14 protein-coding genes are annotated in these 16,540 nt (G+C 63.6%); 9 read left to right on the top strand and 5 right to left on the bottom strand.

The window, feature by feature from the left end:
- Nucleotides 1-98 precede the first annotated feature (98 nt).
- A complete protein-coding gene (locus H0485_RS06020; protein ID WP_226934461.1) occupies nucleotides 99-1,412 on the top strand; it encodes an MFS transporter in 1,314 nt (437 codons plus the stop codon).
- Between the two features lie 56 nt (nucleotides 1,413-1,468).
- Here the strand turns inward: H0485_RS06020 and H0485_RS06015 are convergent, their stop codons facing one another.
- The 5 genes from H0485_RS06015 to H0485_RS05995 all read right to left on the bottom strand — a co-directional run bounded on the left by H0485_RS06015 (nucleotide 1,469) and on the right by H0485_RS05995 (nucleotide 6,670).
- The gene (locus H0485_RS06015; protein ID WP_226934460.1) at nucleotides 1,469-2,776 is read right to left on the bottom strand and encodes a UDP-glucose dehydrogenase family protein; all 1,308 of its coding nucleotides are present in this window, start codon (nucleotides 2,774-2,776) and stop codon (nucleotides 1,469-1,471) included.
- A 107-nt stretch (nucleotides 2,777-2,883) separates the two neighbouring features.
- The gene (gene nagA / locus H0485_RS06010) at nucleotides 2,884-3,996 is read right to left on the bottom strand and encodes an N-acetylglucosamine-6-phosphate deacetylase (RefSeq protein ID WP_226934459.1); all 1,113 of its coding nucleotides are present in this window, start codon (nucleotides 3,994-3,996) and stop codon (nucleotides 2,884-2,886) included.
- Between the two features lie 12 nt (nucleotides 3,997-4,008).
- Entirely contained in the window at nucleotides 4,009-5,034 is a 1,026-nt protein-coding gene (locus H0485_RS06005; protein WP_226934458.1) for an SIS domain-containing protein, read from the bottom strand.
- Complete coding sequence (locus H0485_RS06000) at nucleotides 5,031-5,801, bottom strand: GntR family transcriptional regulator (RefSeq protein ID WP_226934457.1); 771 nt, start codon at nucleotides 5,799-5,801, stop codon at nucleotides 5,031-5,033. The genes H0485_RS06005 and H0485_RS06000 overlap by 4 nt, the downstream gene beginning before the upstream one ends.
- A complete protein-coding gene (locus H0485_RS05995) occupies nucleotides 5,798-6,670 on the bottom strand; it encodes a glucosamine kinase nucleotide-binding domain-containing protein (RefSeq protein WP_226934456.1) in 873 nt (290 codons plus the stop codon). The genes H0485_RS06000 and H0485_RS05995 overlap by 4 nt, the downstream gene beginning before the upstream one ends.
- Before the next feature lie 140 nt (nucleotides 6,671-6,810).
- On the opposite strand from H0485_RS05995, the gene H0485_RS05990 reads away from it, so the two are divergent.
- The 8 genes from H0485_RS05990 to H0485_RS05955 all read left to right on the top strand — a co-directional run bounded on the left by H0485_RS05990 (nucleotide 6,811) and on the right by H0485_RS05955 (nucleotide 16,537).
- Nucleotides 6,811-7,692 carry an N-acetylmuramic acid 6-phosphate etherase gene (locus H0485_RS05990; protein ID WP_226934455.1) on the top strand — a complete coding sequence of 294 codons (882 nt, stop codon included), beginning with the start codon at nucleotides 6,811-6,813 and terminating at the stop codon, nucleotides 7,690-7,692.
- 49 nt (nucleotides 7,693-7,741) lie between these two features.
- The gene (locus tag H0485_RS05985; protein ID WP_226934454.1) at nucleotides 7,742-8,989 is read left to right on the top strand and encodes an ABC transporter substrate-binding protein; all 1,248 of its coding nucleotides are present in this window, start codon (nucleotides 7,742-7,744) and stop codon (nucleotides 8,987-8,989) included.
- A gap of 75 nt (nucleotides 8,990-9,064) precedes the next feature.
- A complete protein-coding gene (locus tag H0485_RS05980) occupies nucleotides 9,065-9,982 on the top strand; it encodes a carbohydrate ABC transporter permease (RefSeq protein WP_226934453.1) in 918 nt (305 codons plus the stop codon).
- 14 nt (nucleotides 9,983-9,996) lie between these two features.
- Nucleotides 9,997-10,845 (top strand): carbohydrate ABC transporter permease, encoded by an 849-nt coding sequence (locus H0485_RS05975; protein WP_226934452.1) that lies wholly within the window; start codon nucleotides 9,997-9,999, stop codon nucleotides 10,843-10,845.
- Complete coding sequence (locus tag H0485_RS05970) at nucleotides 10,842-11,864, top strand: Gfo/Idh/MocA family protein (RefSeq protein WP_226934451.1); 1,023 nt, start codon at nucleotides 10,842-10,844, stop codon at nucleotides 11,862-11,864. Before H0485_RS05975 ends, H0485_RS05970 begins: the two co-directional genes overlap by 4 nt.
- Nucleotides 11,865-11,874: 10 nt before the next feature.
- On the top strand, nucleotides 11,875-12,882 hold the full coding sequence (locus H0485_RS05965; RefSeq protein ID WP_226934450.1) for an ABC transporter ATP-binding protein: 1,008 nt from the start codon (nucleotides 11,875-11,877) through the stop codon (nucleotides 12,880-12,882).
- 624 nt (nucleotides 12,883-13,506) lie between these two features.
- The gene (locus H0485_RS05960; protein ID WP_226934449.1) at nucleotides 13,507-15,915 is read left to right on the top strand and encodes a cache domain-containing protein; all 2,409 of its coding nucleotides are present in this window, start codon (nucleotides 13,507-13,509) and stop codon (nucleotides 15,913-15,915) included.
- On the top strand, nucleotides 15,908-16,537 hold the full coding sequence (locus H0485_RS05955) for a response regulator transcription factor (protein WP_226934448.1): 630 nt from the start codon (nucleotides 15,908-15,910) through the stop codon (nucleotides 16,535-16,537). The genes H0485_RS05960 and H0485_RS05955 overlap by 8 nt, the downstream gene beginning before the upstream one ends.
- The last annotated feature ends 3 nt before the right edge of the window (nucleotides 16,538-16,540 follow it).

Below are 16,540 nucleotides of genomic sequence, written 5' to 3'. Positions count from 1 at the left end.
ATACTCACCTTGAGCATTAAGAGGCTTATATACTCGAATCGAGTATAAGCATTGATGCACAATCTCCGGCAGCACCGGAGGGGATGGAGAGTACAGGGATGCAGGCCACCGCAATTGACAGCGTCCTGGAGCGCGCCGGAACCGGGCGCTTCCAGCGACGCCTTTTAGGGATTTTTGGCCTGGTCTGGGCGGCCGATGCCATGCAGGTTCTGGCGGTCGGATTTACCGTCGCCTCCATCGCCGCCACCTTTGGCATGACCGTGCCCGAGGCGCTGCAGACCGGTATCCTGTTCTTCCTCGGTATGATGGTGGGCGCCGCCCTCTTTGGCCGCCTCGCCGATAAATTCGGCCGCCGCCGCATTCTTCTGGTCACCGTCGCCATGGATGCAGTCTTTGGCATCGCCTCGGCCTTTGCCCCGGATTTCGCCACTTTGCTGGTGCTGCGCTTCCTGACCGGCATGGCGGTGGGCGGCACCCTTCCCGTCGATTACGCGATGATGGCCGAATTCCTGCCGCCGAAACGGCGCGGCCGCTGGCTGGTGATGCTGGAGGGGTTCTGGGCCGTCGGCACGGTGATCGTTGCCCTGACCGCCTGGGCCGCCACCACCGCTGGCGTGACCGAGATCTGGCGCGTGATCTTCTTTGTCACCGCAGCCCCGGCGGTGCTGGGCATTTTCCTGCGGATCTGGATCCCGGAAAGCCCGATGCATCTCTTGCGTCAGGGCGATGAGCCGGGCGCACGCCGGGTGCTCGACAAGGTGCTGCAAACCAATGGCCAGCCGCCTCTGGCTGCTGAAGCCCGGCTTGTTCTGCCAGAGACCGGCACGGCTGAGGGGATTTTCTCACCGGGCCTGCTGCGCCGCACGCTGCTGATGCTGGCAGTCTGGTTCCTTGTTTCGATGTCCTATTACGGCGTCTTCACCTGGATGCCGGCACAGCTCGCCACCCAGGGCTTTGGCTTTGTGCGCGGCTATGGTTTCCTCGTGCTGCTCGCGCTGGCCCAGATCCCCGGCTATGTGCTTGCCGCCTGGGGGGTTGAGGCCTGGGGGCGTCGTCCGACCCTTGTCGCCTTCCTGGTGCTGAGTTCGGCGGCCTGCCTGCTGTTCGTGGTCGCGGCTTCGCCCTGGCTGATCGCCACGGCGCTGATGGTGATGAGCTTCGCCCTCCTGGGCACCTGGGGTGCGCTTTATGCCTTCACGCCCGAGCTTTACCCCACCGGCTCACGCGCCACCGGCATGGGCGCGGCGGGGGCGATGGCCCGGCTTGGCGGGCTGCTCGCGCCTTCGGTTCTGGTGCATCTGTTCATCCAGAGCACCTCGACCGCGATCGGCCTTTTTGCCGGGCTGCTGCTGCTGGCAGCACTGCTGGCGAGGCTGATCGACGCGGAAACCCGCTCGAAAGCCCTGAACTGAAAACCCTCCCCCTCCGCCGCATCCCCCGTGGCGGAGGGGGCCTGCCCCTGGCGCAGTCAGCCGCGTCCGACCCCATCATAGGCGTCAAATCCGGCGGCCAGCACCGTCTCGGCGCTGTAAATATTGCGCAGATCCGCCATCCGCGCCTGGCGCATGGCTTCGGCGAGGCGCCGCAGATCCAGCGCCCGGAATTCATTCCATTCGGTCAGGATCACCAGCACATCCGCCCCCAGAGCGGCCTGATAGGGATCACTTTGCCAGATCACCCCTGGCAGCAAAGCCTGGCCCTCGCGCCGGCCCTGCGGATCCACCACCCGCACCTCGGCCCCCTGGCCAATCAGCGCCGGCACCACGGTCAGCGAGGGCGCGGCCCGCATATCATCGGTCTCAGGCTTGAAGGTCACGCCCAGCACCGCCACCACCTTGCCATTGACCGAACCGTCACAAAGATCGGTGATCTTATCAATCATCCGGCGTTTCACCCCTTCATTCACCTCAATCACCATTTCGGTGATGCGCTGCGGCACGCCATATTCCTGGCCGATCCGCGCCAGGGCCGAAGTGTCTTTCGGGAAACAGGACCCGCCATAACCCGGCCCGGCATGCAGGAATTTACGACCGATCCTTCCGTCTAGCCCGATGCCTTTGGAGACATCTTTCACATCCGCCCCCACCCGCTCACACAGGGCGGCAATCTCATTGATGAAACTGATCTTGGTGGCGAGGAAGGCATTGGCCGCGTATTTGATCATCTCGGCGGTTTCGAGCCCGGTATAGATGATCGGGAAATCGCGCAGATAGAGCGGGCGGTAGACCTCGGCCATCACCTCACGCGCACGCGCCGATTCAACACCGACAATCACCCGGTCAGGCTTCATGAAATCCTCGACCGCCGCACCTTCGCGCAGGAATTCCGGGTTCGAGGCCACGTCAAAATCGGCCAGGGGATTCGCCTGGCGCACCACCTCGGCCAGGCGGCGATTGGTGCCGACCGGCACCGTGGATTTGGTGACGATCACCACCGGCCCGGTCAGAAGCCGGGCGACCTCCTCGGCCGCGGCATAGACATAGGTCAGATCCGCATGGCCGTCACCGCGCCGGGTCGGCGTACCCACGGCGATGAAAATCGCGGCCGCCCCCCCGATTGCGGCGCTGAGATCGGTGGCAAAGCTCAGGCGCCCGGCCTGCACATTGCGCGCCAGCACCGCCTCAAGCCCCGGCTCATAGATCGGCACCTCACCCCGGCGCAAAGCCTCAATCTTCGCGCTGGCCTTATCGACGCAGACCACCTCATGGCCAAAGTCCGAGAAACAGACCCCCGAGACCAGACCGACATAGCCTGTGCCGATAATAGCAATTTTCATCTGCCCCCCCTGCCCGCCAGGACACCGGGCTGCAGGCGCCAGATTAACAGGGAAAATCTGACCGAAAGAAGGATAAGTTGCGGCCCCCGTCAGAACCGGGGCCAGGTTCAGAAGCCGATCCGGCCCTGGCAGCGCAGCTGCGCGTCGAGATGCAGCGCCACCGCGCGCGCGCCCTGGGTCAGATGGCCATATTCCGCGCCACGCCCGATCAGCCCGGCCGGAATCGCCGAGGCCATGCGCAGCGCCCGGTCAGGCGGCACACCCAGCCTCGTCACATTGGCCACCGCCTCGGGCAGGGTCAGATCCGCCCCGGCCAGGGTGCCATCCTCCAGCGTGAGCCGCCCGTCATGGCGCAGCACCATGCGGCCATTGAGCAACATCTCTGTCGCATCGGTTCCGGCAAAAGCCATGCAATCGCTGACAAGGAAAATCCCCTCTCGCCGCGCCGCCAGCGCCGCCTGCATCGCCGCCGGATGGACATGGACCCCGTCCGCGATCAGCCCGGCGGCGCAGCTGCCGCTCAGCACCGCACCGACCAGCCCCGGGCTGCGATGCCCCATCTGGCTCATGGCATTGTAAAGATGCGTCGCCATCCTGGCCCCGGCGCGAAAACCGGCCTCGGCCTGTTCATAGCTGCAATCGCTGTGACCAAGGCTGACGATCACCCCCGCCGCCGTCAGAGCCGCGATCTGCTCCGGGCTCACCGCCTCTGGCGCCAGGGTAACGATCAGCGCGGGCAGGGCCTTTGCCGCTGCACAGAGACGCGCCAGATCCCCGGCCTCCATCTTGCGCACCAGAGCCGGATCATGCGCGCCCTTGCGGCGCGGATCGAGATGCGGCCCCTCCAGATGCAGGCCCAGAAAGCCCGGCACCTGCTGGCGCGCGGCTTCGGCCCCGGCCGCAATCACCGCCGCCGTCGCCTCTGCGGTATCGGTGATCAGCGTCGGCATCACCCCGACCGAGCCGAGCCCCTGATGCGCAGCACAGAGCTGGCGCAGCTCTGCCACCCCGGTCGTGCCCGAGACCAGCACGCCGCCGCCGCCATTGACCTGCAGATCCAGGAAGGCCGGGACCAGCAGCCCGTCGAAATGCTGATCCGCCGCCGGCGCCTCTGCCCGGGGCATCAGCCCGCTCACCCGGCCCGCCTCGACGATCAAGGCATGATCATCGTGAAACTCTGTCCCGTCGAAAATCCGGGACGCACTGAAAACCTGAACCATCACCCGCTCTCCTCAGACCGTCTCGGTCACTTTGCGCAGATGTGGTGGCGTATCAGGATCAAAGCCACGGCGCCAGGCCAGCCCCTCAACCATGCGGTAAAAGGCAACCGTCAGCACCAGCGGCGCCACCAGCGGATGCAGCCCGCTCAGCGAGGGCAAAGTGGTCACCCCTTCTGCGCTGGCGCCGGTCAGAAACACATCTGCCCCCTGTCCCGCCAGCCGCGCGGCGGTCTGGGTGAGCGCGCTCAGCGCCTGATCCCCGACCCCCAGCGCCAGCACCGGGACAGCCGCCCCGACAATCGCCGAGGGGCCATGCAGCACCTCTGCCGCAGAAAAGGCCTCGGCATGCAGCCCGCAGGTCTCTTTCAGTTTCAGCGCCGCCTCGCTGGCAATGGCCAGGGCCGGGCCGCGGCCCAGCACATAGCAGGACTGCGCCCCGGCCAGCCGCGCCGCCAGCGGCGACCAGTCGAGCGACAGCGCCCGGGCGAAATCCTCGGGCAGACGATCCACCGCCTGTTTCAGCGCCACATCGCCACGCCACTCTGCAATCAGCGCCAGCCCGGCCAGCACGCTGGTGACAAAGGTCTTGGTCGCCGCCACGCTCTGCTCGACCCCGGCCTGCAGCGCGAGACAATGATCGGCCACCCCGGCCATCGGACTGTCGGCGAAATTGGTGATAGCAAAGGTCAGCGCCCGCCCATCGGCCGCGCTGCGGAGCATCCCGACAATATCGGGGCTGCGCCCGGATTGCGAAATGCCAAAACAGGCGGCCTGCGCCAGTTTCATCGGCCGGTGATAGATCGAGGCGACCGAGGCCCCGACCGAGGCCACAGCCAGGCCCAGCTCCAGCTCGGCGGCATATTTCAGATAGGTTGCGGCATGATCTGAGGAGCCGCGGGCCACGGTGACGAGAAAGGCCGGATCATGGCGCTGCAGAGCCGCAGCCGCTTCAACCAGCGCCTCACGGCTTTCGCGCAGGAAATGCGCCGCGGTTTCCGGGATCTGCGCAATCTCGCGCGCCATATGGCTCTCAGTCATTCTGCTCTCCGTCCGCCCTCGGGTCCAATTTTCAGTTCAACCGCAAAATCATAAGCATCGCCGCGATAAAGCGAGCGGGTAAACTCAACCACCTGGCCGGTGGCAAGATAGGAGAGCCGCTCAATCCTGAGCCCGGCCTGGCCTGGCGCAACCTGCAGCAGGCCCGCATCCACCGGGCCAAGATTGGTGGCAGACAGACGCTGCACTGCGCGCACCGGCCGCAGATCCCGGGCGGCAAGCGTTTCATAAAGCGACCGGGTGACCTGTGCAGGATCGGCAAGCATCGCGAGCGGCAGGCTCGCGCGCTCAATCGCCAGCGGAGTGCCATCGGAACAGCGCACCCGCTCCAGCCGCGAGACCTGATCATTCGCCCCAAGGCCAAGCGCCATGATCTCTTCCGGGCTGGGCGCATAAATCCCGCGCGCCAGCCAGCGGCTTTCCACGCTGCGCCCGCGCCGCGCCATATCCTCGGTGAATGAGGTCAGCAGTGACAGCGCCTGTTCCAGCCGCTCGACTTTTTCGGTGACAAAGGTGCCCGAGCCGCGCCTTTGCACCAGCTGCCCGGCGCCAACCAGGGCCTGCACCCCTTTGCGCACCGTCACCCGCGACAGGCCGGTCTGGCTGGCCAGCTCCCGTTCGGGCGGCAGGCTGTCGCCCGGCTGCAGCCGGCCTGAGCTGATCGCCTCGCTGATCAGCCGCTGCAACTGCAGATAAAGCGGGCCTGGGCTGGCCTCAAAATCTTCCGGGCTGAACAAAGCGTGGCTCATCGCACCGCCGATCCGGCACCCGCTGCCCCGGGCAGCGGCGCCATTTCAAGCGCCAGCTGCAGCGCCCCGTCGAGCCCCGTTCCCTGCGCTTTTGCCTCAGGCCAGTCCTCACGCAACAGCTGCGCATAAGCCGGGCCAAGACCGCCGATATAGCTGACCGGCAAAAGCGCGCCCCCGGGCTGCAGGCCGAGGATAATTTCGCGCAGCTGCGCGGCGGCACGCGCCATAATCGCCCGCGCGGCCGGATCCTCACTCGCGGCGATCCGTGGCGCCAGCGCCGCATATTCACCGGGCGTGGCCCGGAAGCTCCAGGCAATGATCTCCTCGCCGCCGCCAAACTCAGCCAGAACCCCGGCCAGCAAAGGGGTCATCGGCAAAAGCCCGTCATCGGCACGCAGCACATCGGCGAGCAGCGCCCGCCCCAGCTGTGCGCCGCTGCCCTCATCCCCGAGCATGAAACCGCGCCCGCCGACCTGGCGGATCTGGCCCTGATACTGCACCGAAAACACCGAACCCGTGCCCAGCGCCGCGAGGATGCCGTCTGAACGGCCCAGCGCGCCCCGGGTCGCGGTCAGCCCGTCCGAAACGATCTGCGCCCGGCCAAAGGGCAGCAGCGCCAGAAATGCCTCGGCCACGGCGCTGACATTCGCGCCCGCGAGACCGAGCGTCGCCCGGATCTGATCATGGGGAATATCATGGCCCCTCGCCGCCTCGGCCGTCGCGGCGAGGATATGGGCAAGGCTGCCCTGCAGATCGCTGCGGATATTCGCCGCCCCGCCCTGCCCCTGGCCGATAACGCGCCCGGAAGCATCGGCCAGAACCGCACGACATCCGGTGCCACCGCCATCAATACCAAGGATGAAAGACATCGCGATTCTCCCCGCCGCATGATACCAAGTTAAGGCCAATTCTCAAGAATTTCGATGAAATCGCGGAATTTTCTCAGCGGAACCAAAACTTCTTTACAAATGGTATTGTTTTGGCATCATGAGCGCAACAGGGGTTTCTCATGTCTGCTGCCAGTACGGAACAGCTCTATCCCGGCTCGGCCGGAATACATCGCCTCCCCGCCGGAGAGGTGGGCCAGAGATTTATGACCGCTCAGATCGCCGCCCTGTCGCGGCTGGAGGCCGCATTGCCGGCGCTGGAACGGGCGGCAGAGCTTATGGCCGGGGCGCTCAGCGCGGGCGGGCGGGCGGGCTATGCCGGTGCAGGTTCCTCAGGGCTGATGGCGCTGAGCGATGCGCTTGAGCTGGCAGGCACTTTCGGCATCCCGCCCGAGCGCACCCCGGTGATGTTTGCCGGCGGGGCTGCGGCGCTGCTGCATATGCAGGGCGGTGTCGAGGATGACCGCGAGGCGGCGCTGGAGGATTTCCGCGCCTCGGGCCTTGGCAAGGGCGACAGCCTGATCCTGGTCTCGGCCTCGGGCCGGACCCCCTATGCGCTTGAGATTGCCACAGCGGCACGCGCCGCAGGCGTCCGGGTGACCGGCATTGCCAATGTGGCAGGCTCGCCGCTGCTGGAGCTGGCCGAGGTTGCCGTGCTGCTCGACACCGGGCCGGAACTGATTGCCGGATCGACCCGGCTGGGCGCGGCCACCGCCCAGAAGGCGGCGCTCAATCTGATTTCAGTGCTGTGCGGAATCAGGCTGGGCCATGTGCATGACGGCTATATGGTCAATGTCGTCGCCGATAACTGCAAACTCGCCGGGCGCGCCGCAGGCATCGTCGCCGCTCTCGCGGGCAGTGATGAACACACGGCCCATAGCGCCCTCGCGCAAAGTGATGGCGCCGTCAAACCGGCGGTGCTGATCGCCCTTGGTCAAAGCCCGGAAGAGGCACAGGCCGCCCTTGCATCGAGCCAGGGGCATCTGGATCCGCATCTGCGGTGATCTGACATAAGTAACGGGCTGCCAAGCGGCCGAAACAGGGAGAGTAAAGATGAACAAACCCGTGCTTCTGGCGCTTCTGGCCAGCACGATGCTCGCGACTGCCGCTCAGGCCGATGTCACGCTGACCATCGAATCCTGGCGCAATGATGACCTCGCCATCTGGCAGCAGACGCTGATCCCGGCCTTTGAGGCAGCCAATCCCGGCATCAGGCTGGTCTTCGCGCCCACCGCACCGGCCGACTACAATGCGGTGCTGAATTCCAAGCTGGATGCGGGCTCGGCGGGCGATCTGATCACCTGCCGCCCCTTCGATGCCTCGCTTGAGCTTTATAACAAGGGCAAGCTCGCCGATCTGACCGCGCTTGGCGCGATGGCGAATTTCTCGGATGTGGCGAAATCCGCCTGGCAGACCGATGATGGTTCGGCCACTTTCTGCGTGCCCATGGCCTCGGTGATCCACGGCTTTATCTATAATGCCGATATCTTTGCCGAGCTGGGGCTTGAGGTGCCAAAGACCGAGGCTGAGTTCTTTGCCGTGCTCGAAAAGATCAAAGAGGAAGGCAGCTATATCCCGATGGCCATGGGCGCCCAGGACCAGTGGGAAGCCGCGACCATGGGCTATCAGAACATCGGCCCGACCTACTGGAAGGGCGAGGAGGGCCGCAAAGCGCTGATCGCCGGCACTTCGAAACTGACCGATGAGGCCTGGGTGGCCCCCTTCGCAACCCTGGCGAAATGGAAAGACTATCTCGGCGACGGTTTTGAGGCCCAGACCTATCCGGACAGCCAGAATCTCTTCACCCTTGGCCGCGCCGCGATCTATCCGACCGGCTCCTGGGAGATTGGCGTCTTCAATCCGCAGGTCTCGTTCAAAATGGGCGCCTTTGCCCCGCCGGTGGTGAATGCGGGCGATACCTGCTATATTTCGGACCATACCGATATCGCGCTTGGCATGAATGCCGGAACCAAACATCCGGAAGAGACGAAGAAATTCCTCGAATGGGTTGGCTCGGCCGAATTCGCCACGCTTTACGCCAATGCCCTGCCGGGCTTCTTCTCGCTGAATGCGACCCCGGTGACGATGGAAGATCCGCTCGCCCAGGAGTTCGTGTCCTGGCGTGACAGCTGCCAGCCGACCATCCGCTCGACCTATCAGATCCTGTCGCGCGGCACGCCGAATCTCGAGAATGAGACCTGGAATGCCAGCGCCAATGTGCTGCGCGGTTCCGAGACCCCGGAAGATGCCGGCAAGCGTCTGCAGGAAGGCCTCTCCTCCTGGTATGAGCCCCAGAAGTAAGATCTGACGGCGGCAGAGGGGCTGGCAAAGCCCCCTGCCGCTTCGCAAAACACCGTCCGGGCAAAGAGGATCTGTATGGCGCAGCGCAAAGCCTTTCGCTGGCATATTGCCGTATTTCTGGCACCTGCGGTGCTGGTCTATACTGCCATTATGATCCTGCCGCTGTTCAGCACGCTGAACCTGGCGCTCTGGACGCGGACCGGCAGCGAAACAGTCTTTGCCGGGCTGAAGAACTTCGCCACGCTTTTCGGTGACCCGCGCTGGTCGGAGGCATTCTGGAATGCGCTTGGCAATAATATGTGGTTCTTCCTGATCCATATGCTGGTGCAGAATCCGATCGGCATTCTGCTGGCGGCGCTGCTTTCCGCCCCGCGCCTGCGGTTTTCGGCCTTTTACCGTACTGCGATTTTCATCCCCACCATCCTCAGCTTTGTCGTCGTCGGTTTCATCTGGAAGCTGATCCTCTCGCCGCTCTGGGGCATCGCGCCGGATATGCTGGATGCGGTCGGGCTGAAGAGCCTTTTCGCGCCCTGGCTTGGCAAAGAGGAATATGCGCTGACCACCCTTGCGCTGATCTCGGTCTGGCAGTTTGTCGGCATTCCGATGATGCTGATTTATGCCGCTTTGCTGTCGATCCCCGATGAGGTGATCGAGGCCGCCGAGATGGATGGCGTCACCGGCTGGTCGCAGTTCCGGCGCATCAAACTGCCGCTGATCCTGCCCTCGATCGGCATTATCTCGGTTCTGACTTTCGTCGGCAATTTCAACGCCTTTGACCTGATCTACGTCTCCCAGGGCGCGCTGGCCGGGCCGAATTTCTCGACCGATATTCTGGGCACCTTCCTCTATCGCACCTTCTTTGGCTTCCAGCTGCAGCTCGGTGATCCGCATATGGGCGCGACCATTGCCACGGCGATGTTTGGCATCATCCTGGTCGGGGTCTGCATCTATCTGTTTGCGATCCAGACCCGCATGCGCCGATATCAGTTCTGAGGGGGAGAGAGAGAATGCGCCCGAGCCAGACCGCTGCCCGCGCCCCGTTTCGCGCCCTCGCCGCCCATGCGGTGCTGATCCTCTGGACGATGATCGCCCTGTTCCCGGTCTTTGTGACCGTGGTGAATTCGTTCAAATCCAAAAAGGCGATCTTTAACCAGCCGCTGGCCCTGCCGCATGGCGAGAGCTTTGATCTGATCGGCTATCAGACCGTCGCCGCCCAGGGCGATTTCCTGCTTTATTTTCAGAATTCGCTCACCGTCACCCTGGCCAGCCTGTTTTTCGTGCTGCTGTTTGGCGCTATGGCAGCCTTTGCTTTGTCGGAATACCGCTTTCGCGGCAATATGCTGATGGGCCTCTATCTGGCGCTCGGGATCATGATCCCGATCCGGCTGGGCACGGTGGCCATTCTGCAGATGATGGTGGCCTCGGGCCTGGTGAACACCCTGACCGCGCTGATCCTGGTCTATACCGCCCAGGGCCTGCCTTTGGCAGTGTTTATCCTGTCGGAATTCATGCGCAATGTCTCGGATGATCTGAAAAACGCCGGGCGGATCGACGGGCTGTCGGAATATCGTATCTTCTTTACCCTGGTGCTGCCGCTGGTCCGGCCTGCCATGGCAACGGTTGCCGTCTTTACCATGATCCCGATCTGGAATGACCTGTGGTTCCCGCTGATCCTTGCCCCGGCCGAGGAGACCAAAACCATCACCCTCGGCAGCCAGGTCTTCCTTGGTCAGTTCGTCTCCAACTGGAATGCGGTTCTGGCCGCTTTGTCGCTGGCGATTGTGCCGGTGCTTATTCTCTATCTGATTTTCTCCCGGCAGCTGATCCGGGGCATTACCGCAGGAGCCGTGAAATGATCCGCGTTCTGATCGCAGGCCTTGGCAATATGGGCCAGAGCCATGCGCTGGCCTATCACAGGGATCCCCGGTTCGAGATTGTCGGCCTGGTCAACCGCACGGCGCGCACCCTGCCCCCGGAGCTCGGGGCCTATCCGTTCTATGAGGATTATGCCGCCGCCCTTGCCGCAACCAGGCCCGATCTGGTCTGCGTCGCCACCTATTCCGACAGCCATGCCGATTACGCCGTGGCGGCGATGCAGGCGGGCGCGCATGTCTTTGTTGAAAAGCCCCTCGCCACCACGGTCGAAGATGCCGAACGGGTCGCCGCTGCCGCCCTGCACTATGACCGCAAGGTGGTGGTTGGCTATATCCTGCGCCATCACCCCTCCTGGCAAAGGCTGATCGCCGAAGCCCGTGCGCTTGGCGGGCCCTATGTATTCCGGCTGAACCTGAACCAGCAAAGCGCAGGCCCGACCTGGGAGGTGCATAAGGCCCTGATGCAGACCACACCGCCGATCGTCGATTGCGGCGTGCATTATGTCGATGTGATGCTGCAGATCACCGATGCGGCGCCGGTTGAGGTGCGCGGCATGGGGCTGCGCCTCTCGGATGAAATTGCCCCGGATATGTATAATTACGGCCATTTCCAGGTGCTGTTCAGCGATGGCAGCCTCGGCTGGTATGAGGCGGGCTGGGGGCCGATGATGTCGGATACCGCCTTCTTCGTGAAAGATGTGGTCAGCCCGAAAGGCGCGGTCTCGATCCGGATGCCGGAAAGCGCGCGTTCGGATGATATCGACACCCATACCAAAACCTCGACGCTGCGGATCCACCGCGCCGGTCAGGGCAGCGAGGATCTGTCGATGGCCGATGAGCCGGGCCATCAGGAGCTTTGCGAGCGCGAGCAGGATTACGTCGCCCGCGCCATTCTCGAAAATACCGATCTGACCCGGCATCTGCAGGATGCGGTCCGCTCGCTGGCGATCTGCCTCGCCGCCGATGAAAGCGTGCGCTCGGGTCAGGCGGTCAGGCTGTGAAGGAGGAAAAATGGGCAAGCTGATCCTCCGGGATGTGAAGAAAAGCTTCGGCATGGCCGAGGTGATCAAAGGCATTGATCTGACGGTGGAGGATGGCGAGTTCTGCGTCTTCGTCGGCCCTTCAGGCTGCGGAAAATCGACGCTGTTGCGCATGATTGCCGGTCTGGAAGAGGTCACCTCGGGCGAGGTCTCACTCGACGGGCGCGAAATCACCGGGCTGGCTCCGGCGAAGCGTGAAATCGCCATGGTGTTCCAGTCCTATGCGCTCTACCCGCATCTGAGCGTGCGCGACAATATGGGGCTGGCGCTGAAACAGGCCGGCACGCCAAAGGCGGAAATCCGTGAGGCAACCGACCGCGCCGCCGCCATGCTGGGGCTGGAGGCGCTGATGGAGCGCCGCCCCGCCGATCTTTCCGGCGGCCAGCGCCAGCGCGTCGCCATCGGCCGCGCCATCGTGCGCCGGCCGAAACTGTTCCTGTTTGACGAGCCGCTGTCCAATCTCGACGCCGCTTTGCGGGTGCAGACCCGGATCGAGATTGCGCGGCTGCACCGTGAGCTGGGCGCGACCACGATCTATGTCACCCATGACCAGGTCGAGGCGATGACGCTTGCGCATAAAATCGTCGTGCTGCGCGGCGGCAGGATTGAACAGACCGGCGCGCCGATGGATCTGTATCATGATCCCGATAATATCTTTGTCGCCGGATTTATCGGCTCGCCCCAGATGAATTTCCTGCAGTCCGGCCCGCTGGGCCTGCGCTCGGACAGGATCGGCATCCGGCCCGAGCAGATCAGCCTGACGCGCGAGGCAGATGCCTCAGCGCAATTGCAGGGCCGGGTCAGCCATATCGAGCGTCTGGGCAGCGAGACCCTGGTCTATGTCGATTGCGCCGATCAGGGCCTGATCACGCTGCGCCTGTTCGGGGCCGAAACCCCGGAGGTGGAGACCCGGGTCGGGCTGAAACTGAATACCGGTCAGATGTTCCATTTCGACGAGACCGGTCAGCGCATCCGCTGACCTGCTGCCTCAGACCGGTGAGCCGGAAAAAGCGGGGGGTGGCTTTGGCCCGCCCCCTGTTTCTCCTGGTCTGGGGAAACCTGAGAAAACAGGGGGCCGGCACTTTCAGGCTGATCCTGCAAAAGGCCAAATGCCAGCGCATCAGATCAGTCACCGGCGTGGGTGGGAGCTTGGCCGCGCCAGATCGTCGTCAGCTATATTTCGTAAAAACAGTACGTTAAAAATAACGCCGCAAACGGGGCGTCAGAGCCAAACCTGGTCTGTCACCCCGTTTGCGGAAAAAAATCGCATCCTCAGGCAACAAATTGCTTTCACAATATGTAATTTATTACACAGGCATGGTGACAGGTATATTCGCGTGGTTGCCCAGGTAATTCTGCCTATACGGCCGCCAGGCAGGCGGATAACAGAGTTGCGACAGCCTGCCGGTATTATCTGCAATCTTTCCGCGACAAGCTTGACCTGCGCGCGGCGAGGCTTCAGGCCTTAGCTGGTGTCTTTGCACGCCCCGGCTGTGTCGCAAGCGCGGAAGAGGTGTTAAATGATGGCAAGATACAGGGCTGTCAGCCCCGGGGCGAGGCTTTGCCCCTTCTGCCGGCCCCGCGCTCAGGTCAGGGGCTGAACATGCGTCTTTCGCTTCGGCTGATCCTCGCCTGCGGGCTTGCCGGTCTGCAGTTCCTCGCCGTGATGGCAGTGGTGTTTTCCTCGTATTTTTCTTCCGAGCGGGCGCTGATCGACCATGCGCGCGATCTGCTGCGCGATGTCGGCACCCATGCGATTGCACATTCAAAAGGCTTCCTGAGCCCGGCCGAAGGTGCCGCGGTCCTTGCGGCCCGGCTGGCACAGAACCGCGTCGTTGCCAGCGATGACCAGTTCCAGCTGGAGCAGCTGCTGTTTCAGCAGCTGCAGATCGCACCACAGTTCTCGGGCCTGTATTATGGCAGCGAAGAGGGGAATTTCGTCTTCGTGATGCGCAGCCCGGGCGAGGCTGCTCCGTTCCGGACCAAGCTGATCAGCCATAGCAATGGCAGGCGCGAGGTGAGGCTGATCTGGCGCGATAACAATTTCAACGAAATCGCACGGAAAGTCACGCCGGAGGATCCCTATGACCCGCGTGAGCGCGCCTGGTATCAAGGCGCGCGCAACGAGGGGCGCACGATCTGGGCCGATCCCTATATTTTCTTCTCGTCGCAGCAGCCTGGCATCACCCTTTCAGCCCCGGTGAAAAACGGGCCCGAGGGGATCCGCGGTGTGGTCGGCGTCGATATCGAAATCGCAAGCATTTCCGACTTTCTGGCCAATCTGAAGATCGGCACCCATGGCAAAGCGCTGATCATTAATCAGAACGGCGATGTCATCGCGCATCCGGATAAATCGCTGATCCGGGTCAGCCGCGAGGACGGAACGCTGCGATTTCCCACCATCGCCGAATTTGAGGATCCGATCGCCCGCGCCGCCTTTGCCCATCTGGCCAATGGCGAGACCGGGGTCGAAAAGGTCACCGCCTCGCAATTCTCCTTCCAGGGCAAAGTCTATGTCGCCACCCTGCTGCCGGTGATCAGCGAGAAACTGCCCTGGACCATCAGCGTCTATGCACCCGAAGATGATTTTACCGCCGTCATCAAAGAAAACCGCGCCAGAAATATCTACATTGCCGGCGCGGTCGCGCTGATCACCGCGGTGATCGGCCTGGTTCTGGCTGATTACATCCACCGCCCTTTGCGCCATTTCGCGGCTCAGTCCAGCCGCATCTCGGCCGGGGATATGCTGCCGGAAGGGCCGGCGCCACGCACCTATTTTGAGCTCGAGGGCGCGAATACCGCGCTGCGCGAGCAGATCCTCGCCAGGCGCGGGGTTGAGAGTGAATATGGCCAGACTTTCGAGCTGGCCCCGCGGGCGATGGCGCAGATCTCGCCCGGCGAGGCGGCGGTGATCCGGGCCAATGCCCGCTTTGCCGAACTGCTGGGGGCCACCTCGCCTCTGGCCGTGCTTGGCCATCAGATCGGCGATGTCGCCCATCCCGAAGATCTGCCCGCCTACCGCGCCGCGGTTGCCAGTGACGGCCTGCCAGAGGGCCAGACCAATCATGAGATGCGCTGGCTGCGCAAAGATGGCCGGGTCATCCATGTCTCGATGAATGCCATCGTGATCCGCGATGCAACCGGCCTGCCGCGGCATAGCGTGCTGATGGTGGATGACATCACCGCCCATAAAGAGCGCGAGGCCGAGATCGCCCGGCTGAACCGCGACCTCTCACATCTGGCGCGCGGCCATACCATGGGCGAGATGGCCTCGGGCCTGGCGCATGAGCTGAACCAGCCGCTGACGGCGATTGCCCAGAATGCCGATACCGCCCGGCTGGTGCTGGAACAGCAGAGAAATGCCGATCCCGAGCTGCAGGAACTGATCGGGGATATAGAGCGCGAGGCGCTGCGCGCCGGGGAAATCATCCGCGCGCTGCGCAGCTTCATCCGCAAGGACAAAAGCTGCAGCACCGGCTTCGACCTGGCCAACCTGGCCGATCAGACCCTGCGCCTGGTCCAGGCCGAGGCCACCGAGGCCGGGGTACGGATCAGCAATCTTCTGCCCGCCGATCTGCCCGCAGTGCTGGGCAACCGGACCCAGATCGCCCAGGTACTGGTCAATCTGCTGCGCAATGCCATTGAGGCTTTGTCTGCCGCGCCAAGCGCTGAGCGGATGGTCAGCCTCTCGGCGCGGCGCGATGGCACTATGCTGCGGGTCTCGGTCGAGGATAACGGGCCGGGTATCAGCGAAACCATCAGCCTGTTCAGCCAGTTCGAAACCACCAAGGCCGATGGCATGGGGCTGGGCCTCTCGATCTGCCGCTCGCTGATTCAGGCCAATCAGGGCGAACTCTGGCATGAAGGGACGGGGATCAGCGGTGCCCGTTTCAGCTTTACGCTGCGGCTCGATCCGGGCGGCCTCGAGAGGGCCGAGGGAATTCAGGGGCTTGCAGCTGCCAGCGCCCTCGCCACTATAGACGATACGCAAAATGGTACCGAGAATGTCTGACAGTGGGCTCACCCTCTTCCTGGTGGATGATGATGCGGCGATCCGCAGCTCGCTGAGCCGCTCCCTGCGCAGACGTGGCTATCTGGTAGAGAGCTTCGCCTCGGCGAGCGAGTTTCTGAGGATTGCCAGCCCCGAGCTGGATGGCGTGCTCCTGCTCGACTATGGCATGCCCGGGATGAACGGGCTTGAGCTGCAGGCCCGGCTGAATGACACGGGCATCCGCCTGCCGGTCATCTTCATCACCGGCCATGGCGGCGTGCCGGAATCGGTCCAGGCGATCAAGGGCGGCGCGGTTGATTTTCTTGAAAAACCTTTCCACCCCGAAGTGCTGATCGACCGCATCGAAATTGCGCTGACCCTGGCCACCGAGCTGCGGGCGCGCCGCGAGGGCCGCCGTGAGACCCGGGCGCGCTTTGGCCGTCTGACTTTGCGCGAGATGGAGATTGTCAGCCATATGGTGGCCAATCCCTCGGCCACTTCCAGCAAAGAGGTCGGCGCTTTTCTCGGGATCAGCCCGCGTACCGTGGATCACCACCGGGCCCGCATTCTCGAAAAACTGCAGATCCGCTCGGTGCCCGAGCTGATCGCCCTTGCCGGCAAAACCGGCACCGAAACAGGATAGGCC

Source organism: Pseudogemmobacter faecipullorum (assembly GCF_020539525.1).
Classification (GTDB): domain Bacteria; phylum Pseudomonadota; class Alphaproteobacteria; order Rhodobacterales; family Rhodobacteraceae; genus Pseudogemmobacter; species Pseudogemmobacter faecipullorum.
This window is presented reverse-complemented; position numbering and strand designations above follow the sequence as displayed.

Excerpts from the sequence above, each read along its gene's own strand:
- H0485_RS06015 (WP_226934460.1), bottom strand. The coding sequence starts at position 2,776 with ATGAAAATTGCTATTATCGGCACAGGCTATGTCGGTCTGGTCTCGGGG.
- H0485_RS05960 (WP_226934449.1), top strand. The coding sequence starts at position 13,507 with ATGCGTCTTTCGCTTCGGCTGATCCTCGCCTGCGGGCTTGCCGGTCTG.
- H0485_RS05975 (WP_226934452.1), top strand. The coding sequence starts at position 9,997 with ATGCGCCCGAGCCAGACCGCTGCCCGCGCCCCGTTTCGCGCCCTCGCC.
- H0485_RS05955 (WP_226934448.1), top strand. The coding sequence starts at position 15,908 with ATGTCTGACAGTGGGCTCACCCTCTTCCTGGTGGATGATGATGCGGCG.
- H0485_RS05980 (WP_226934453.1), top strand. The coding sequence starts at position 9,065 with ATGGCGCAGCGCAAAGCCTTTCGCTGGCATATTGCCGTATTTCTGGCA.
- nagA (WP_226934459.1), bottom strand. The coding sequence starts at position 3,996 with ATGGTTCAGGTTTTCAGTGCGTCCCGGATTTTCGACGGGACAGAGTTT.
- H0485_RS06020 (WP_226934461.1), top strand. The coding sequence starts at position 99 with ATGCAGGCCACCGCAATTGACAGCGTCCTGGAGCGCGCCGGAACCGGG.
- H0485_RS05985 (WP_226934454.1), top strand. The coding sequence starts at position 7,742 with ATGAACAAACCCGTGCTTCTGGCGCTTCTGGCCAGCACGATGCTCGCG.
- H0485_RS05970 (WP_226934451.1), top strand. The coding sequence starts at position 10,842 with ATGATCCGCGTTCTGATCGCAGGCCTTGGCAATATGGGCCAGAGCCAT.
- H0485_RS06000 (WP_226934457.1), bottom strand. The coding sequence starts at position 5,801 with ATGAGCCACGCTTTGTTCAGCCCGGAAGATTTTGAGGCCAGCCCAGGC.
- H0485_RS05995 (WP_226934456.1), bottom strand. The coding sequence starts at position 6,670 with ATGTCTTTCATCCTTGGTATTGATGGCGGTGGCACCGGATGTCGTGCG.
- H0485_RS05990 (WP_226934455.1), top strand. The coding sequence starts at position 6,811 with ATGTCTGCTGCCAGTACGGAACAGCTCTATCCCGGCTCGGCCGGAATA.
- H0485_RS05965 (WP_226934450.1), top strand. The coding sequence starts at position 11,875 with ATGGGCAAGCTGATCCTCCGGGATGTGAAGAAAAGCTTCGGCATGGCC.
- H0485_RS06005 (WP_226934458.1), bottom strand. The coding sequence starts at position 5,034 with ATGACTGAGAGCCATATGGCGCGCGAGATTGCGCAGATCCCGGAAACC.